This window comes from Stenotrophomonas sp. 28608_Sma, assembly GCF_056486185.1.
In genome coordinates this window covers 1,838,805-1,855,440 of sequence record NZ_CM151308.1, presented here as the reverse complement: position 1 = coordinate 1,855,440, position 16,636 = coordinate 1,838,805, and the positions used below count along the sequence as shown (strand labels likewise).

The window sequence follows — 16,636 nt, the reverse complement described above, 5'->3', positions numbered from 1 at the left end:
CCCCTCCGTCCCCTTTTCTCAGCTGCGTGTCAGCCACTCGGCCTGGGCCGGCAGCTGGGGCGCCGGGCAGGCACTCTGCGGATGGTGCTGGTCGCGCGCCATCCAGTCATCGACCACGCCCGCCAGCAGGTCCAGTCGCAGCGGCAGGGTGATGTGGTCCTCGCCGCGCATCTCGATGTAGTGCGCGCGCGGATTGGCCTGCGCCAGTTCGCGGCCCTGGCTGACCGGAATGTGCTGGTCGCCCTGGCCGTGCAGCAGCAGTACGCAGGCGCGGGTATCGGCCAGCGCGCGCGCTACATCCACGCGGTCCAGATCGACGTCGATGCGGCGGCTGGCGGCGGCGATCACCTGGTTGATGTCCTGGCCGCCGTAGCGCCAGCGCGCGTACGACGCCACCGCCTGCGCCTTCAGTCCTTCCGGCTGCAGTCCCATCAGGTGCGGAATCATCGTGCGGATCGCCACACCGGCATTGGCGAACGATTCCATCGCCACCACGCCTTCCACCTGGTCACCGAGCTTGTCGGCGGTGAATACCGCTGTGGCGGCGCCATAGGACACGCCGAACAGGTACAGCGGGCCGGTTACTTCACCACGTGCGCGCAGCTCACCGATTACATCGACCACATCGTCGGATTCATAGGTGCCGTATCCGGACGGACCTGCACCGGACTGTCCATGGTTGCGCAGGTCGAGCGTGATCACGCGGTAGCCGGATTCGGCCAGCTGCAACGACCACGGCAGCATCGAATCACCGTTCATCATCCAGCCGTGCAGCAGCACCACGGTGCCGCGCGGTGCCTGCGCACGGAACGGCTGCGGCACCGCCAGGCTCAGGCCGGTATCCAGCGGCAGGCCGTTCTCGTGGCGCTGCGGCAGGTAGTGATAATGCGCGCCGTAGTCGCCGGGATCGAACACACGCCAGAAGATCGGCACGCCATCGCGGCCCGGCGCGAAGCCATGGCGGTTGGGCAGTTCGGCGATGGCCGCGGCAATACGCGGGCGATCGAGCAGGGTCGATACGCCACCTGGCGCGATCAGCCTGTCGGCGAGCGAGGTGGACGAGGCATTGATCGAAGAGGAGCATGCAGCCAGCCACAGGCCGGCGCACGCCAGCAACAGCAGCAGCAGGCGCTTCATATCACGTCATTGGGGTGAATCAGACAGGCTGGGACGTTAACGCCCCGATAGACCGGTCATCTATCGCGCGCGGATGACGGCTTGATGACAACGCAGGAACGATTCAGCTTGGTGTACAAGCTGCATCCGTTCAGTCATTGATCCGGATCAATGAACGCGCGCGCGGGATTGCCCACAGTGCCGCCATGCGCACCTCGCTCAAGCTCGCCATTGCCCTGGCCGCCACGGTGGCCGCCGCCTACGGCATCGCCCGCACCACGCCCTACTGGTTCGCACCGCGACAGACGGCGCAGGTCGACATCCACGATCCGACGCTGATCGCGCAGGGACAGTACCTGTCGCGCGCCGCCGACTGCGCCGCCTGCCACACTGCGCCGGGCGGCAAGCCGTTCGCCGGTGGCCTCGGTATGCAGACGCCGATGGGCACGATCTACTCGACCAACATCACGCCCGATCCGGACACCGGCATTGGCGCCTACGACTACGCCGACTTCGAGCGCGCGGTCCGTCGCGGCATCCGTCACGATGGGCAGCCGTTGTATCCGGCAATGCCGTATGCCTCATACGTGATCGCCAGCGATGCCGAGATCAAGGCGCTGTACGCCTACTTCATGGGCTCGGTGCAGCCGGTGAAGCAGGGCAACGCCGACAGCACGATCCCTTGGCCGGCCAACATGCGCTGGCCACTGGCCTGGTGGCAGCTGCTGTTCGCACGCCCGCGTACGTTCAACCCGGATCCGTCGCTGGATGCCAGCCAGCAGCGCGGCGCCGAACTGGTGGAAGGCCTGGCCCACTGCGGTGCCTGCCACACGCCACGTGGCCTGGCGTTCCAGGAAAAGGCGATGGCCGATGATGGCAGCCGCCAGTTCCTGTCCGGCTCGGTGCTGGAAGGCTGGTATGCGAAGAACCTGCGCAATGAATCAACCGGTCTGGCCAGCTGGAACGAGGGCGAGATCGTCGACTTCCTGCGCACCGGACGCACCGATCGCTCCGCGGCCTTCGGCGGCATGGCCGACGTGGTCGAGCACAGCACGCAGTACCTGTCCGACGCCGACCTGCTGGCGATGGCCCGCTACCTGAAACAGCTGCCGGCACGCGAGGGCCGCAGTGCACAGTGGTCACCGGGTACCGACACCACCACCGCCGCACTGCGCAGCGGCGACTACCGTGTTGCCGGTTCGCTGGCCTATGCCGAGCACTGCCAGGCCTGCCACCGTGCCGACGGGCGCGGCATGCCCCGCGTCTACCCGGCCCTGGCAGGCAACTCGATCGTGTTCGCCGATGACCCCAGCTCGCTGGTACAGGTGACCCTGATCGGCGGCCGCACGCCGCATACCCCGCACGACCGCATGGCCTTCACCATGCCCGGTTTCGAGCAGCTGCCGAATGCACAGCTGGCACAGATCCTGACCTTCATCCGCAGCAGCTGGGGCAACCAGGCCAGCGCGGTGAGCGAGGTCGACGTGGCGCGCATGCGCCGGGTGGTGCGTGACAAGCCGGTGCACTACGTTCCGCAGGAGGCCGCACGATGAAACGTTCGCGCAAACGCTCCCGCCTGCTGGTCGGCAGCGTGGTCACCCTCGTGCTGCTGGCCGGCGCCGGCACCCTCGCCTATCGCCATCTGTACCCGGACCTGGATGCTGCCGTAGCCAGCACGATCGATATCCTCGATGCGCAGGGCAAGGTGGTCGGCCACTACCACGCACCCAGCGCCGAAGAGATCGCCGGGCTCGGCAATGCCGAATCGGTGATGCTTGGCCGCCGCCTCCTCAACGAGACCGCACGGCTGCTGCCGGACAACGTCGGCAACGATCTGAACTGCAATTCGTGCCACATGGCCGAGGGCAAGCGACCGTTCGGCAACCACTACTTCAATACGGGCGGCGGCGCCTATCCGCGTTACATGCCGCGCCCGGGCAAGGTGATCGGGCTGACCGAGCGCATCAATGGCTGCCTGCAGCGCTCAATGAACGGCAAGCCGCTGCCGAAAGACTCACCGCAGATGCGCGCCATGCTCGATTACATGGCGTGGCTGAGCAGTCCAGTGCCAGACGGTGCAAAGGTGGCCGCCCCCAGCGAGGGCCCCATCGACAGCACGCTGACCCCGGACCCGATCCGTGGCCAGGCGCTGTACGCCGTGCAGTGTGCCGCCTGCCATGGCGACAACGGCGAAGGCCGGCGCGACGCCAGCGGTGATATCGCCTTCCCGCCGCTGTGGGGCGACCACAGCTTCAACATCGGCGCCGGCATGGCGCGCCTGTACAAGGCGGCCGGTTTCGTCAAGCACAACATGCCGCCGGCGGTGACCCGCGAGCCGCCACTGGGGCAGCAGGTGATGCCCGACCAGGATGCGGTGGACATCGCCAGCTACTTCATCAACCAACCGCGGCCGGACTTCGCCAACAAGGCCAAGGACTGGCCGCGCGACCCGAAACCCAAGGACGCGCGGTACTGAGGAGGGCGTGGTTCAGCGCTTGACCAGCTCGACCCGGCGATTGCGCGCCTTGCCTTCCTCGCTGCCATTGTCGGCCACCGGCTTGTCGGCGCCGAAGCCGGCCGCCTGCAGGCGGTCGGCGTTGACCCCCTTGGCGGTCAGCGCCGCCACCACCGACCGCGCCCGATCCTCGGACAAGCTGCGGTTGTGCGCGGCCGCACCGCTGTTGTCGGTGTGACCTTCGATCGACAGTTTCAGCGACGGATCGGCACGCAGCAGGTCCAGCACCTGCGCCAGCTGTGGTTCGGACGTCGGCAGGATCTGCGCCTTGTCGGTGGCGAAGTTGACCTGGATCGCCACGCGGCCGTCGCTGTCCAGCTTCTTCTTCAACGCATCGGCCGGCAGCAGCGCCGCGGTCTGGGTGAAACCCTTGCGCTCGACCACGACCCAGCCTGCGCTGAGGTATTCGAGGCGAGCATGCACCCACACCTGGCGGCCATCAGCCAGATCGACGCGATAGACAACGGTGTCGTAGTTGTCCCAGCTGTAGCTGGCCGCGTTGCCGTAGGACGACTGCACCTGCTTCGACACGCCCTCGGCCGCCTCGTGCGGGATGCGCCCCTCGAACACCTTGGTGCCGTTGACCTGGGCCATCATCGCCTCAAGGTTGCGACGGACTTCATGCATCGAGTATTCGCGCTCGCCCTTGTCGAAATCGGCAGCGAAGGTGCGGCCCTCGACCGGTTCGAAGTGATCTCCGGTCCAGAACGGGAAGGCATCGAAATCACGCTGCTCGGGCGTGTTGCGCTCGCGATAGCCGGCCGGCAGGGACAGGTGCGGGAAACGGTCCGACCACTGCGCGGTGGCCTTGAACGGCACGTCATCCACGACCACCAGACCGGCGCCGTTGCTGTCCACTGCCAGCTGCACCCACACGGTGCGGTTGACCTGGCGCAGCACGTAGACGGTGGTGGGTGCGTCCTGTTCACCGTTCACCGCATCGATGAAGCCACCCCCGATCTCGCCTTCCAGTTGCGGGCCGTAGTAGATGTCGCGCAGCAGCTTGCCTTCAAAGACCTTGCGGCCGCCGGCGGCGGTGATCACGCCGTCGAAGTTGCGCTGCACTTCCAGCGCGGAGAACGCCTTGTCGGGGGCCGCCTCACTGTCGGTCACGATGCGTGCCGACCAGCTCGGACCTTCCGCCCAATGCACACCCTCGCCCATCCGGAACGGGAAGCGCGCCCAGGCGCGCGGGTGCGGGGCGTTCTGCGGCGCGTAGCCCTGCGGCAGGCTGAAGAACGGCAGCTCACCCAGCGTGGTGTCGCTCAGCGGCACGCTGCCGGTGTCGAAAGGCACCAGCGGCACCGGCTTGCCATCGCGGTCGGTGAGTGCGGTGCCGTCGGCGGCGGCCGTTGAACCTGCTGGGGCGGCGGCCGGTGCTGCGGCCTCGTCCGCCGTGGCTGGCGCAGGCGGTGCCACCTCTCCATCCGAGGGCGTCCGGTTGCACCCTGCCAGCAGCACCAGGGCTGCACCTCCCAGCCAGATCTTCGATCGCTTCTGCATCGCCACCACCTCAGGTCCATTGAAGCGCCGAGCATACCCGAAGGCCGTGACCGCCCCCACAGTGCCATCGTTCCTGCGCTGCCACGTCATCCCGATGTCATTGGCGCTGCCGACACTCCGGGGTTTTCCTCCCTCTGAAGGTCCGGTTTCGATGCGAACGATTGCGCGTTTTCCCCGTGTCTCGCTGCTGGCCCTGCTGATCGCCCCCGCCCTGGACGCCCTCGCAGAAGCACCGCAGGGCGATACGGGCGAAGCGCGCAGCAGCGATGCGCGTACCCTCGACCAGGTACAGGTGATTGGTCAGGCCACCAGTTACGCGAAGACTTCGGTGCGCGCGGAAACACTGAACCGGCAGACCGTGATGAGCAGCGTCAACGACACGCTCAACGAAGTGCCCGGCGTGGTGGTCAGCGAGGCCGATGCCACCGGTTCGTCGGTGTGGGGCACGCAGATCAGCATGCGCGGCTTCGTGACCAACCGTGACACCCAGCAGATCGGCACCACCATCGACGGCCTGCCCAATGGCGGCTCGGGCTACGGCGGCGGTTCGCTGGCCAACCGCTACATCGATACCCTGGACCTGGAAACAGTGGAAGTCAGCCAGGGCACTGCCGACATCTCCTCGCGCTCGAACGAGGCGCTGGGTGGCACGCTCAACTTCCTCACCAGCGACCCACTGCAGGACAGCCGCCTGCGCTTCGTGGTCGGTGCCGGTGACAACGAAGCGCGCAAGTACTACGTGCGCTACGACACCGGCCTGCTCGGCGGCCATACCCGCGCCTGGGTCAGCGCTTCTTCCGCACGTGTGCACGACTGGATCGATGGCAGCGGCAAGACCAGCAATGACCACATCGCCGGCAAGTTCATCACCGAGCTGGATCGCTGGACGCTGACCGGCTACCTGTCCTACAACGATGCCGACGAGCCGGAGTACACCAGCGTCTCGCCGAAGGGCTTCGCCACCAATCCGGACCGCGACAACCTGGTCGGCACCCTCACCGGCATTCCGTACCTGGACCAGAACTACCGTTCCGGCTCGCGTGCGCTGCGCGAGAACACCTTCGGCTACCTGCGCGCGACCTTCGACGGCGGCAACGGCTTCAAGGCCTCGGTGGCGGCTTACGGGCACCGCATGGAAGGTCGTGGCGACTGGCTGCCCCCCTACCTGGCGCAGGTCAGCGATGATGGTGCCGGTCGCCCGGAGTCGGAGTACATCGGTGGAAAGACCGTGTACGGCGGCAGTAACCGCGGCCAGATTTTCTTCGTCAATCCCGATGGCAGCGCCGCGCAGCGCCTGGCCAGCTGCACCCCGCGCCTGGGCTTCACCGCCGAGTACGATCCGAACTGCTACGCGGGCAACGTGCTGGGCGCGCAGTCCTACCGCCACACCCACTACGACAACGACCGCATGGGCGTGACCGCCGACGTCGAATGGCGGCAGACCTTCGGTGCGATCGACAACACCATCCGTGGCGGCCTGTGGGTGGAGAAGCTGGACCGTTCGGCACGCCGTGACTGGCACCGCCTGCTCAACGTCGGCCAGGACATCGCCTTCGACCATCAGCCGTACTGGGTGCAGTTCGAGGACAAGTACAAGGTTGACGAGCAGATGTACTACGTCGAGGACGTGGCCCGCTTCGGGCCGTTCAGTGCCCGCCTGGGCGTGAAGCAGTTCTTCGTCGACCAGTCGCGCCGCCGCGTGATCGGTGCCAGCGAGCACGTCAAATCCGATTCCAGGTCCGATCCGCTGCTGTCCACCGGCTTCACCTGGGCACCCGGTGTGGAAGGCATGGAGCTGTTCGCTGGCTTCTCGCAGAACTTCGCCGCCATTCCCTCCGGCGTGCTCGGCGAGACCGACCCGCAGCGCTTCCGCAACGTCGAGCCGGAGACCGCCGACAACATCGAAGTCGGCATGCGCATCAGCCGCTGGCCGCTGACCGCGTCGGTCACCCTGTACAACATCAAGTTCGACAATCGCATCGTCTACCTGCCGGCTGGCTTTGTCAGCGGCATCGACTACCTGGGCGAGACCGACGGTGTCTACGAGAACTTCGGTGGCGTGGAAAGCAACGGCCTGGAGGCGGCGTTCGGCTACGGCTGGGACAATGGCTGGCGCCTCAACGCCGCCTATACCTACAACCGCTCCAAGTACCTGGGCAGTGGCGATGCCGCACGTGATACCCAGCTGGGCATCGTCGACGGCGCCAAGGTGATCGGCCAGCCCGAGCAGACCCTGGTGCTGTCGGCCGACTGGCAGGGCGAAAACTGGAACTTCGGCCTGTCCGGTCGCTACCTGGGCACCCGCTACCTCGACGCCGCCAACGTCAACAAGCTGCCCTCGGCCACCGTGTTCAACGCCAATATCGGCTTCGACCTGCAGGGCCTGTCGCCGCGCCTGAAGGGCATGGGTGCCAACCTGGTGGTGAGCAACCTCACCGACAAGCGGTATCTTGCAGGGGTGGACGGCCGCGACAACGCCTTCATCGGCGCCCCGCGCACTGTCGGCATCTCCTTCCGTGTGGACCTGTGAGTGAGCCCGTGACTGATATCGGCCGACGCCGGTTGTTGCAGGCCGGCGTTGCCGCCGGCCTTTCCCCGCTGCTGCCCAGCATCGCCCGGGCCGCAGCGATCGCCCCCGCCGCGCAGACGCGTAGCCTCGAAGACCTGCAGCACATCGTGGTGTTCATGCAGGAGAACCGCTCGTTCGACCACTACTTCGGCACGTTGCCAGGCGTACGTGGCTTCGGCGACCGCTTCGTGGCCCCGGCCGCTGCGCTGCAGGCCGGCGGCCGCACGCGCAGCCTGTGGCTGCAACCCGATGCCAGCGGCACGCGCGCGATCGCACCGTTCCCGCTGGATACCGCTGCGCACTTCGGCTACATGCGGGTGGAGGGCACACCGCACACCTGGCCGGATGCACAACAGGCCTGGGACCATGGACGCATGGGGCAATGGCCGAAGGCCAAGCAGAACCATTCGATGGGCTATTTCCAGCGCAGCGACCTGCCCTTCCAGTTCGCGCTGGCCGATGCCTTCACCATCTGCGACGCCTACCACTGCGCGATGCAGGCCGGAACCAACCCGAACCGGGTGTTCCTGTGGACCGGCCACAACGATGCGGCCGCGCGCGCCGGTGGCCCGGTGATCGCCAACTCGCACGACAACTTCCCGGAACATGGCGGGCATCCGGCGTCGTACCGATGGATCAGCTATGTCGAACGCCTGCAGAAGGCGGGCGTCTCCTGGCAGATCTACCAGGACATGGCCGACAACTTCACCGACAACCCGCTGGCCGGCTTCGAGGCGTTCCGCCAGGCCTACCGCGCTGCGCCGGGGCATGACCCGCAGCTGCGAGCACGCGGGGTCAGCACGCGTGGCTTGGCGCAGCTGCGCCAGGACGTGGTCGATGAACGCCTGCCGCAGGTCAGCTTCATCATCGCCGACGCGGCCGGCAGCGAGCATCCCGGCCCCTCCAGCCCGGCCCAGGGCGCGGCCTATACCGCACGCGTGCTGGATGCACTGACCGCCGATCCGGAGGTGTGGAGCCGCACCGCCCTGCTGCTGATGTTCGACGAGAACGACGGCTTCTTCGACCACATGCCGCCACCGGCACCGCCTTCACCGATAAACGGTGGCTGGGCGGGTACGTCTTCGGTCAGTACCGAAGGCGAGTACCACCGCCATCCGGCACCGGGCGACGAGAAGTACGACGCCGCCGAGCTGCGCGGCCGCCCCTATGGGCTGGGTCCGCGCGTGCCGCTGTACGTGATTTCGCCATGGAGTCGCGGTGGCTGGGTCGATTCGCAGGTGTACGACCACACCTCGGTCATACGGCTGATCGAACGCCGCTTCGGCGTGGCCGCACCGGATATCTCACCCTGGCGCCGTGCGGTCTGCGGAGACCTGAGCAACGCCTTCGACTTCGCCCAGCGCGATACCCGTCCGTTCATACGCGGCCTGCCCGACGTGAGCGCGGCAGCCGCACGTGCCGCCGCCCTGCCAGGACGCACCGTGCCAGCGTTGCCGGAGGGGCTGGAACCGGCGCAACAGGAACGTGGCGTACGTCCGGCGCGTGCCCTGCCCTATCGGCCGCAGGCATCGATTGCCGCGATCGACACATCGGGCGTGGAACTGGTGTTGTCCTGCGAAGGTGCGGCAGCGGTCCTGCATGTCTACGATCGGATGCGGCTGGGTGCGGTGCCACGCCGCTATACACTGGTACCGGGCACGCCACTGCGCGAACGCTGGGCGCTGGATGCACAGGGGCGGTACGACCTGTGGCTGCTTGGCCCGAACGGCTTCCACCGTCACTTCCAGGGTGCTGCCAAAGGGCCCATCGTGCAGGCGTCGGTCGAGCGCGCCGACGGCCAGCTGCGGCTGCACCTGCGCAATCTCAGCGATACCGCACAGCAGCTGCGCGTGCATGCCGGTGCCTATGCCGGGCACATGCCCGAGCAGACGCTGGCACTGCCCGCGCATGCAGAGACTTCGTTGGCGTGGGATGCAACGCCTACCGCCGGCTGGTATGACCTGCAGGTCAGCGCCGGTGAGAGTGTGCTGCGCCTGGCGGGCCGTGCCGAGGATGGGCGTCCTGGCACCAGTGACCCGGCGATGGGCAGCGAACCATTGCGGTTCGAGCACGATTGAGCCGCTCCGCCCTTGTAGAGTCGAGCCATGCTCGACTGCTTTTTCCGGTCAATGATCGAAGAACGATCGAAAAGCAGTCGAGCATGGCTCGACTCTACAGTGGTGCTGGCTGATCAGGCCTCCTGCAACCCCGGCCGGCCGTGTTCCACCGCGTAGCGCTTCCAGCTCTGCACCGTTCCATTCGGCTGCATCACGGTATCCAGCGTCTTCATGTCGCCGATCCAGGCATCACGGGTGACATCGCACAGCACATAGCCACGCTTGTCGGTGGTCGCCCTCAGATAAGGGCTGTGCGCGAGCTGATTCCTGGCGTACGCATCCACGCCCTGGCCGTCGGCCCCCGAAGTGATCGAAGTGGCAAGGAACTCACTGGAGACCACGCCTGAATCACGATGGTCCTGCACCAGGTCGCTGGCGTAATGCCGGTGCGCGTCGCCACACGCCGTCACCACGTTGCCGAAGCCGACCTTCTGGATGTGGTCGAGCAGGCGCCGGCGGCTGTCCAGATAGCCCGACCATTGGTCGTCGGACGACTGCACCACGCCGTCCTTCTCGCGCATGTAGTTGCCCAGTGCCACCTGGTGGGCGATGGTGTGCCAGCGCGGCGCGGCATCGGCCAGGCCGTCGAACAGCCAGCGCTCCTGCGTCGCACCCACAATGCTGCGCTCCGGCGATTCCACCTCCCCGCGCACCGCCATGTTTACCTGCTTGCTGCGGTACTGGCGTGTGTCGAGCAGGTGCAGGTCCATCAGCGTGCCATAGCGTGCGCGCCGGTACATCTGCATGTGGCCATCGCGCGGGAATGCCGAACGGCGCAGCGGCATGTTCTCGTAGTAGGCCTGGAACGCCTGTGCGCGGCGCAGCAGGAACACTTCGCTGGGCGTATCGTCCTGGTCTTCGGCGCCGGCCCAGTTGTTGTCCACTTCATGGTCATCGAAGGTGACGAACCACGGCGCCGACGCATGCGCGGCCTGCAGGTCGGCATCGCTCTTGTACTGGGCGTAGCGGCGACGGTAGTCGTCCAGCGTGTAGGTCTGCGGCCCGACATGATTGCGCAGGTTGGTGAACGGCTGGCCGTTCATTTTCCGCAGGCCCGGCTGGCTTTCGCCTTCGTAGATGTAATCACCGTAGTGGAAAACGAAATCCAGCGGTTCCTCGGCAATGCGCCGCCACGCGGTGTAGTGGCCTTCCTCGTAGTGCTGGCAACCGGCCACCGCAAAACGCACGCGATCCACTGCGGCCGTGGCTGCGGGCAGCGTGCGGGTGCAACCGACCGCACTGGCGTGGCCGCCTACGGTGAAGCGGTACCAGTAAGGCCGTGCGGGCGCCAACCCACCCAGCTCCACGTGCACGGCGTGGCCGAGTTCGGGATGCGCCATCGCCGAACCCTGGCGTACCACCTTGCGCATGCCCTCGTCCGCGGCCAGCTGCCATTCGACCACCATCGGCCGGGTCGGCATGCCACCGCCGAACACCAGCGGCTCGGTCGCCAGCCGTGTCCACAGCACCATGCCATCGGCCGAAGGATCACCCGAGGCCACGCCCAGGGTGAACGGCGTGCTGGCGAACCGCGGCGACGCCAGCAGGTTGCGCGGGTTCAGCGCGGCGGCATCGGTCTGTGCGGACAGCGCGTGCGCCGTGCCCATCCAGGCGCCGGCAGCGGACAGGCCGGCCAGGGCCAGGAATCGCCTGCGATTGATCGTATCCACGGCTGCGCCCTCAGTTGTAGATGATGTGGAAATAGAAGAAGCGGCCGTAGTCGTCGATCTCGGTACGGAAGCGCCCGTTCGGACCAGTGCTGTAGGTCGGCTGCGTGTTGAACAGGTTCTTGGCCTCGTACTTCAGCGTCACGTGCTTGCTGACCTTGTGGCTGAAGCCCATGTTGAAGGTCATGTACGGGTCGTAGTACGAATCCAGCCACTGGGTATCGCCGAAGTCGACCAGCATCCGGCTGCGGTAGGTACCGGACAGGCGCAGCTGTGCGCTCTTCCACGGCATGCGCCAGATCACCGACCCATTGAGCGACCAGTCCGGCTGGTACAGCAGGCGGTCCAGGCGGCGTTCGGTGCCATCACTGATGCGGTAGTTGGTCTGGCCTTCCAGCCGCGTTGCGTTGAAGTACATGTCGAAGCGCTGGCGGCCCCACTGCAGGTTGCGGTTGGCCACCGCGAACTCGACACCGCGCAGCCTGGACTCATCGGTGTTCATCGGCTGGGTGACCCGGTAGCGCGTGTCACCCACGTTCTCGAAGGTGGTCAGGGTGTAGATGTCGTCCTTGATCACCTTGTCGAACAGTGCCACCGAGACCAGGCCGTTGTTGCCGTTGAAGTACAGGTCCCACCCCAGGTCGATGTTGGTGGAACGGCGCGGCTGCAGGTTGGCGTTGCCCTGCTTGATGGTGCAGAAGCCCCTGCCCTCCTCGTCATCACCACAGCTGGTGCTGGTGGCCTGGGCGATGTTGCTGGGTGTCGGCCGGCCCAGCGTTCGGCTGGCGGAGAAGCGCAGGCGCTGGTCCTCGCTCAGCTTGAACGTCGCATTCAATGACGGCAGCAGGTTGTTGTAGCCACCGCTCGTATTGCGGAAGGCAGAGGTATACGTAGTGCCGCCATCATCGCTGAATGGGCTGTAGGCATCGAAGCGGGTGTGGTCGTAGCGCAGGCCGCCGATCAGCAGCAGTCGGTCCCAGGCGTAGTGTGCGGACACGTAGGCATTGGTGATGTCCTCCACGTACTTGTAGTCGCTGGTGAAGTTGGCATTTGGATACGCCGCATTGTTGTTGCCCAGTTTAGGCAGCAGTTCCTCGTTCCACTTGCGGTTGTCGATCAGCGGGAAGCCCGGCACGCTGCCCAGCAGCGTCGAACCCGGATACAGGTAATCGTTGAGCGTGGCACTGCTCTTGAAGTAGTCGAAGTCGATGTCCTGCCAGATCTTCAGATGGCGATACTCGGCGCCGGCGGCCAGGCCGAAGCCACGCGCATCGGCGTCGATGTTGTAGCTGAAGTCGGCACGCAGGTTGTCGATGCTCTCCTTGGCGTCGCGCGGCGAGACATAGGCCTGTGCCGGGTTGAGTTTGAACGCCGAGCTGGTCAGCAGGCTGGAATCGGAAACCGCCACTGCGTTCGGGAAGCCGTGGCTGTCGTTCTCGTAGTCGACGAACAGATTGCTTGGGTAGGCGCGCACACCCCAGTAGACCTGATTGTTGTGGAAGGTCTCTTCGGTGTGGCCACCGCGCAGGGTCAGCCGCGAGCGATCACCGATATCCCAGTTGAAGCTGGCGATGGCGCCACGGTTGCTGCGGTCCCAGCGGTCGTGGCGGTTCTTGATGTAGATGCTGTTGATCTGGGTGGTGCCACTGTCTTCGGTCTGGTTGCGGATCGGAAACTTGGCGTTGCCGTACAGATCGGTCTTGTTCATCGTCGAGTTCTCGTAGAACCGGTACGAGTACAGCAGCAACGATGCGTAGAAAGGATCGTCCGATGGCTTCCATTCCAGCTTGGCCGAGCCACCGAAGTTGGTGATGAAGTTGGTGTAGGTGCCGGTGCTGAAGTTGCCCGGCGCACGCAGCCCGTTCCAGCCCTTGGCCTCGTCCGGCCCGGTGGTGCCGTCGGTGAGGTACTTGCCGGCGTCGTTGTAGTAGTAGTTCGACTCCACCCAGCGCTTGACGCTGTTGCGCGAACGCTGCTCATAGCGCGCTACCGCAACAAGGCCGAATTCCTGGTCGGCACCGAACTGGTTGGAGAACACCATCTTGGCGCTCTTGCCGAAATGCCCCAGGGTCTCGTGGTTGCCACCGGCACTGCGCTCGACATTGGTCTCGGCCGTGGAGTAGATACCAGCCACATCGGCGAACACGTACTTGCCGGACCGGTCGAAGGCACTGCGGCTGATGATGTCGATCACGCCGCCGATCGCATCCGGCGCCTGCTCTGCGCTGAAGCTCTTGTAGATGTCGGTGCGGGTGCCGATGTCGCTGGGAATCAGCTGCAGGTTGTTCATGCGCTCACCCGAGCCACTGCCACCCACGCTGGCAATCGCGATGCCGTCGATGGTGGTGTAGTTGAGGTTGGCCTGCACGCCACGCACCGTCACGTAACGGGGCTCACCGGCATCCTCCACGGCACTCAGGCCCGGCGCGGCCATCAGGCTCTCGGCCAGTGTCTCGTCGCCGTAGCTGTCCATCTCGTCGTAGACCACCGAATCCTTGATCACCGGCGAGGTCTTCTTCTGGTCGATCACCTCATGCGCAGCAATCACCTTCACCGTGCCCAGGGTCGGCGCCACCACCGCTTCGGCCTCGCGCGGCTTCGGCGCGGCCGGCTTCGGTTCGTTGTGTGCCGGCGCAGGATCAATGGCGATGACGTTGCCATCCACCACGGTGTAGCCCAGGCCGGTCCCTGCCAGCAGCGCGTCCAGCGCCTGCTTGACGGTGGCACCGCGCAGCACCGCCCCGGCCATGTGCGCTTCACCACTGCCCGAATACAGGAACTGCACGCCGGAACTGCGCGACAACTGCTCCAGCGCGCGCGCCAGCGGCTGCGCCGCGATCGGCGCCGAAACGCGGGCCTCGAGGCCATCGGCAGTGGCCGCAGCCGCCAGCGGCACGCTGCAGGGAGACAGGGCGAGGATGATCGACAGGTAGAGCGTGTTGCGCATCACGGGTCCTTGGAAGAGAGAAGGCAGCAGGTGCCGCTGCGTGACTCGGCAGCGGCTTCTCCCAAGTAAGAGCCCGCATCCACCGAAGTGGAGAACGCGGATTTGATGAATTTTTTCTGACAACGCACGGCCATGTCGACCTCAGCGACTGCCAACCCGCACGGTGTCGCCTTCTCGCCGCACCACGAAGCGCGGATCGCGCTCGAGGAAGGCCTGCAGCGCACCGATGCGATGCGCGTCCAGGCTGCCGGACAACCGCGCCGACGCCGCACCTTCATCCAGCACCCGCACCTGCACCTGGTTGTGGCGGTTGAAGGCGGCGGCCACCTCATCCAGCCGCTCGTCCAGGAAAGAGACCTTGCGCTGCTGCCAGTCCAGCAGCATCGACAACGGCACATCCAACGACTCGACCGCATGGCTGCGCGCGTCGACCTGCACCACCTGGCCTTTACCCAGTTGTGCAAGACGCCGCGCATCCGCACCGTGGCTCCACACTTCCACCTCGCCGGAAACCACACCGATGCGGGTGCCCTGCAGCCGTCGCGACACGTCGAACACCGTGCCGATATCGCGGATCTGCAATCCGTTCACCTGCACCTCGAACGGCCGTCGGTCCTGGGCGATGTCGAACGTGGCCTCGCCCTGCAGCAGCTCCACCCTGCGGCTGAACCCGCCCATGCGCACCCGCAGGCGGCTGTCCGCGTTGAGCCGCACCTGGGTCTGGTCGGGCAGCACCAGGTCGCGAATTTCTCCATGTCCGGCGCTGTAAAGCTGCTCGGTAGGCATCAGCTGCGGAACCAGGCCCACGCCGAGCAGGCCGATACAGGCCGCGGCAGCCGCCACCCACCAACGCGTGCGACGGCTGTGCGGCGCACTGCGCAGCGGGGCCTGTGCGTGTCCGAACAGCGGCACGACCTTGGCAGCGGCCTGCTGTGGCGGCACCGAGGCCTCTTCAGCCAATGCCGATTGCAGCGCCTCACCAACCTGCCGGTGCAGTGCGAGCGCGTGCATATAGGCGCGCACATGCTCCGGCGAGCGCTTCATCCAGTCCAGCAACGCAACCCGCTCGCCTTCGCCCAGCACGCCCTCGCGATTGCGCTGGAACCAGTCCATGGCCTCGCTGGCGATCACGTTGTCGGCCGCACCCGATGGATTCCGTTTCATGTGAGCTCCCTGGCGCCCAGCGCCTTCCTGCAGGCGTCCAGCCCCTTGCCGATATGCTTGCGCACCATGTGCACCGACACCTGCAGCTGCTGGCTGATTGCCGGGCAATCCAGCCCGTCGCGGTAATGCAGCTCCATCACCCGCCGCGTGGTCGCCGGCAGCCGTGCGATGGTGGTGCGGATATCGTTCCAGCGCTGCGCACGCTCGAATTCGCCTTCGATGTCTTCTTCGCTCTTCAGCACTTCGGCCAGGAGGTCGACGTCCTCCAGCGGCGGCAACGACGAACGCGCGCGCGCGTGCTCGCGCGCCAGGTTGGCCGCCACGGTGAACAGATAGGCTTCCGGGTTCTCGACCGCGTCGGCATGCTCACCGGTGCTGCGCAGCAGCCGCAGATAAACCTCCTGCGCCAGATCTTCGGCATCTTCGCTGGCAGAACCCCGGCGCAGGAAGAAGCCGCGCAGCAGCCGCCGCCGCAGCGCATAGCTCTTCTCCCAGATCCTCACGCTGTTCACGGCCGGCCAACCGCCCCAAGGCTGGAAAGCCCCGCAGGGTGACGGCCATCGATGACAGTGGCGTTTCAACTGCCGGCAGGCAGCCGCTAGAATGCCGCCTCTGCAGTTTCCGGCAGCCGGCACAAGGAGTGCCCCGCAATGAACGCCCGCACCGCCATCAACACCCTCAGCAGCCTGCTGTTCCTGCTGCTGGTCGCCCACACCACCGCCTACCAGCAGCAGATGTGGCCGCCCAGCCGTGTCGTCCACGTGCATCCGGTGGTCGTCGCCCTCGCCTACGCGCTGGGCCTGCTCACCCTGCTGCTGTGGATCGGAGGACGCCGCTTGCCGGAACGCTGCCAGCAGCTCTCAGGCTGGCTGCCGATCGTGGCCTGGTGCCTGCTGGGGGTTGGTGTGGCGGTCATCCCGATGTTCTTCCCGGGCCTGTCACCGGCCTGATCAGCGGCCGCACCCGGCGCGCCCGCCCATGATACGGCGCCACGTGCCAACCCTTGCTTGCCAGAGACCCAAGCCCTGCCCGCCTATC

At 66.3% G+C, this 16,636-nt stretch carries 11 protein-coding genes; 5 read left to right on the top strand and 6 right to left on the bottom strand.

Annotated features, from left to right (window positions below; genetic code table 11):
• Window positions 1-18: 18 nt before the first annotated feature.
• Window positions 19-1,137, bottom strand: a complete 1,119-nt coding sequence (locus tag ACZLHH_RS08680) for an alpha/beta fold hydrolase (protein WP_134951069.1) — start codon at window positions 1,135-1,137, stop codon at window positions 19-21.
• A 185-nt stretch (window positions 1,138-1,322) separates the two neighbouring features.
• Here ACZLHH_RS08680 and ACZLHH_RS08675 point away from each other — a divergent pair, with 185 nt between their 5' ends.
• Window positions 1,323-2,669, top strand: a complete 1,347-nt coding sequence (locus ACZLHH_RS08675; protein ID WP_107432337.1) for a c-type cytochrome — start codon at window positions 1,323-1,325, stop codon at window positions 2,667-2,669.
• Window positions 2,666-3,592, top strand: a complete 927-nt coding sequence (locus tag ACZLHH_RS08670) for a c-type cytochrome (RefSeq protein ID WP_032128430.1) — start codon at window positions 2,666-2,668, stop codon at window positions 3,590-3,592. Before ACZLHH_RS08675 ends, ACZLHH_RS08670 begins: the two co-directional genes overlap by 4 nt.
• Before the next feature lie 12 nt (window positions 3,593-3,604).
• Here the strand turns inward: ACZLHH_RS08670 and ACZLHH_RS08665 are convergent, their stop codons facing one another.
• A complete protein-coding gene (locus ACZLHH_RS08665) occupies window positions 3,605-5,134 on the bottom strand; it encodes an OmpA family protein (protein ID WP_107432347.1) in 1,530 nt (509 codons plus the stop codon).
• A 151-nt stretch (window positions 5,135-5,285) separates the two neighbouring features.
• On the opposite strand from ACZLHH_RS08665, the gene ACZLHH_RS08660 reads away from it, so the two are divergent.
• The gene (locus ACZLHH_RS08660; protein ID WP_071229257.1) at window positions 5,286-7,664 is read left to right on the top strand and encodes a TonB-dependent receptor domain-containing protein; all 2,379 of its coding nucleotides are present in this window, start codon (window positions 5,286-5,288) and stop codon (window positions 7,662-7,664) included.
• Window positions 7,665-7,672: 8 nt separating this feature from the next.
• Window positions 7,673-9,781, top strand: coding sequence for a phosphocholine-specific phospholipase C (locus ACZLHH_RS08655; RefSeq protein ID WP_180844134.1), 2,109 nt, complete (start codon window positions 7,673-7,675; stop codon window positions 9,779-9,781).
• Window positions 9,782-9,894: 113 nt separating this feature from the next.
• Here the strand turns inward: ACZLHH_RS08655 and ACZLHH_RS08650 are convergent, their stop codons facing one another.
• The 4 genes from ACZLHH_RS08650 to ACZLHH_RS08635 form a co-directional block, all read right to left on the bottom strand.
• Complete coding sequence (locus ACZLHH_RS08650; protein WP_149908639.1) at window positions 9,895-11,490, bottom strand: alkaline phosphatase D family protein; 1,596 nt, start codon at window positions 11,488-11,490, stop codon at window positions 9,895-9,897.
• Between the two features lie 10 nt (window positions 11,491-11,500).
• On the bottom strand, window positions 11,501-14,434 hold the full coding sequence (locus ACZLHH_RS08645; RefSeq protein ID WP_180844135.1) for a TonB-dependent receptor: 2,934 nt from the start codon (window positions 14,432-14,434) through the stop codon (window positions 11,501-11,503).
• A gap of 141 nt (window positions 14,435-14,575) precedes the next feature.
• Window positions 14,576-15,598, bottom strand: coding sequence for a FecR family protein (locus ACZLHH_RS08640; RefSeq protein ID WP_478478768.1), 1,023 nt, complete (start codon window positions 15,596-15,598; stop codon window positions 14,576-14,578).
• Window positions 15,595-16,110 carry an RNA polymerase sigma factor gene (locus tag ACZLHH_RS08635; protein WP_049400446.1) on the bottom strand — a complete coding sequence of 172 codons (516 nt, stop codon included), beginning with the start codon at window positions 16,108-16,110 and terminating at the stop codon, window positions 15,595-15,597. The genes ACZLHH_RS08640 and ACZLHH_RS08635 overlap by 4 nt, the downstream gene beginning before the upstream one ends.
• 138 nt (window positions 16,111-16,248) lie before the next feature.
• Between ACZLHH_RS08635 and ACZLHH_RS08630 the strand changes: the two genes are divergently transcribed.
• Window positions 16,249-16,548, top strand: coding sequence for a hypothetical protein (locus ACZLHH_RS08630; RefSeq protein WP_032128423.1), 300 nt, complete (start codon window positions 16,249-16,251; stop codon window positions 16,546-16,548).
• Window positions 16,549-16,636: the final 88 nt, after the last annotated feature.

Excerpts from the sequence above, each read along its gene's own strand:
- ACZLHH_RS08680 (WP_134951069.1), bottom strand. The coding sequence starts at position 1,137 with ATGAAGCGCCTGCTGCTGCTGTTGCTGGCGTGCGCCGGCCTGTGGCTG.
- ACZLHH_RS08675 (WP_107432337.1), top strand. The coding sequence starts at position 1,323 with ATGCGCACCTCGCTCAAGCTCGCCATTGCCCTGGCCGCCACGGTGGCC.
- ACZLHH_RS08670 (WP_032128430.1), top strand. The coding sequence starts at position 2,666 with ATGAAACGTTCGCGCAAACGCTCCCGCCTGCTGGTCGGCAGCGTGGTC.
- ACZLHH_RS08665 (WP_107432347.1), bottom strand. The coding sequence starts at position 5,134 with ATGCAGAAGCGATCGAAGATCTGGCTGGGAGGTGCAGCCCTGGTGCTG.
- ACZLHH_RS08660 (WP_071229257.1), top strand. The coding sequence starts at position 5,286 with ATGCGAACGATTGCGCGTTTTCCCCGTGTCTCGCTGCTGGCCCTGCTG.
- ACZLHH_RS08645 (WP_180844135.1), bottom strand. The coding sequence starts at position 14,434 with ATGCGCAACACGCTCTACCTGTCGATCATCCTCGCCCTGTCTCCCTGC.
- ACZLHH_RS08640 (WP_478478768.1), bottom strand. The coding sequence starts at position 15,598 with ATGAAACGGAATCCATCGGGTGCGGCCGACAACGTGATCGCCAGCGAG.
- ACZLHH_RS08630 (WP_032128423.1), top strand. The coding sequence starts at position 16,249 with ATGAACGCCCGCACCGCCATCAACACCCTCAGCAGCCTGCTGTTCCTG.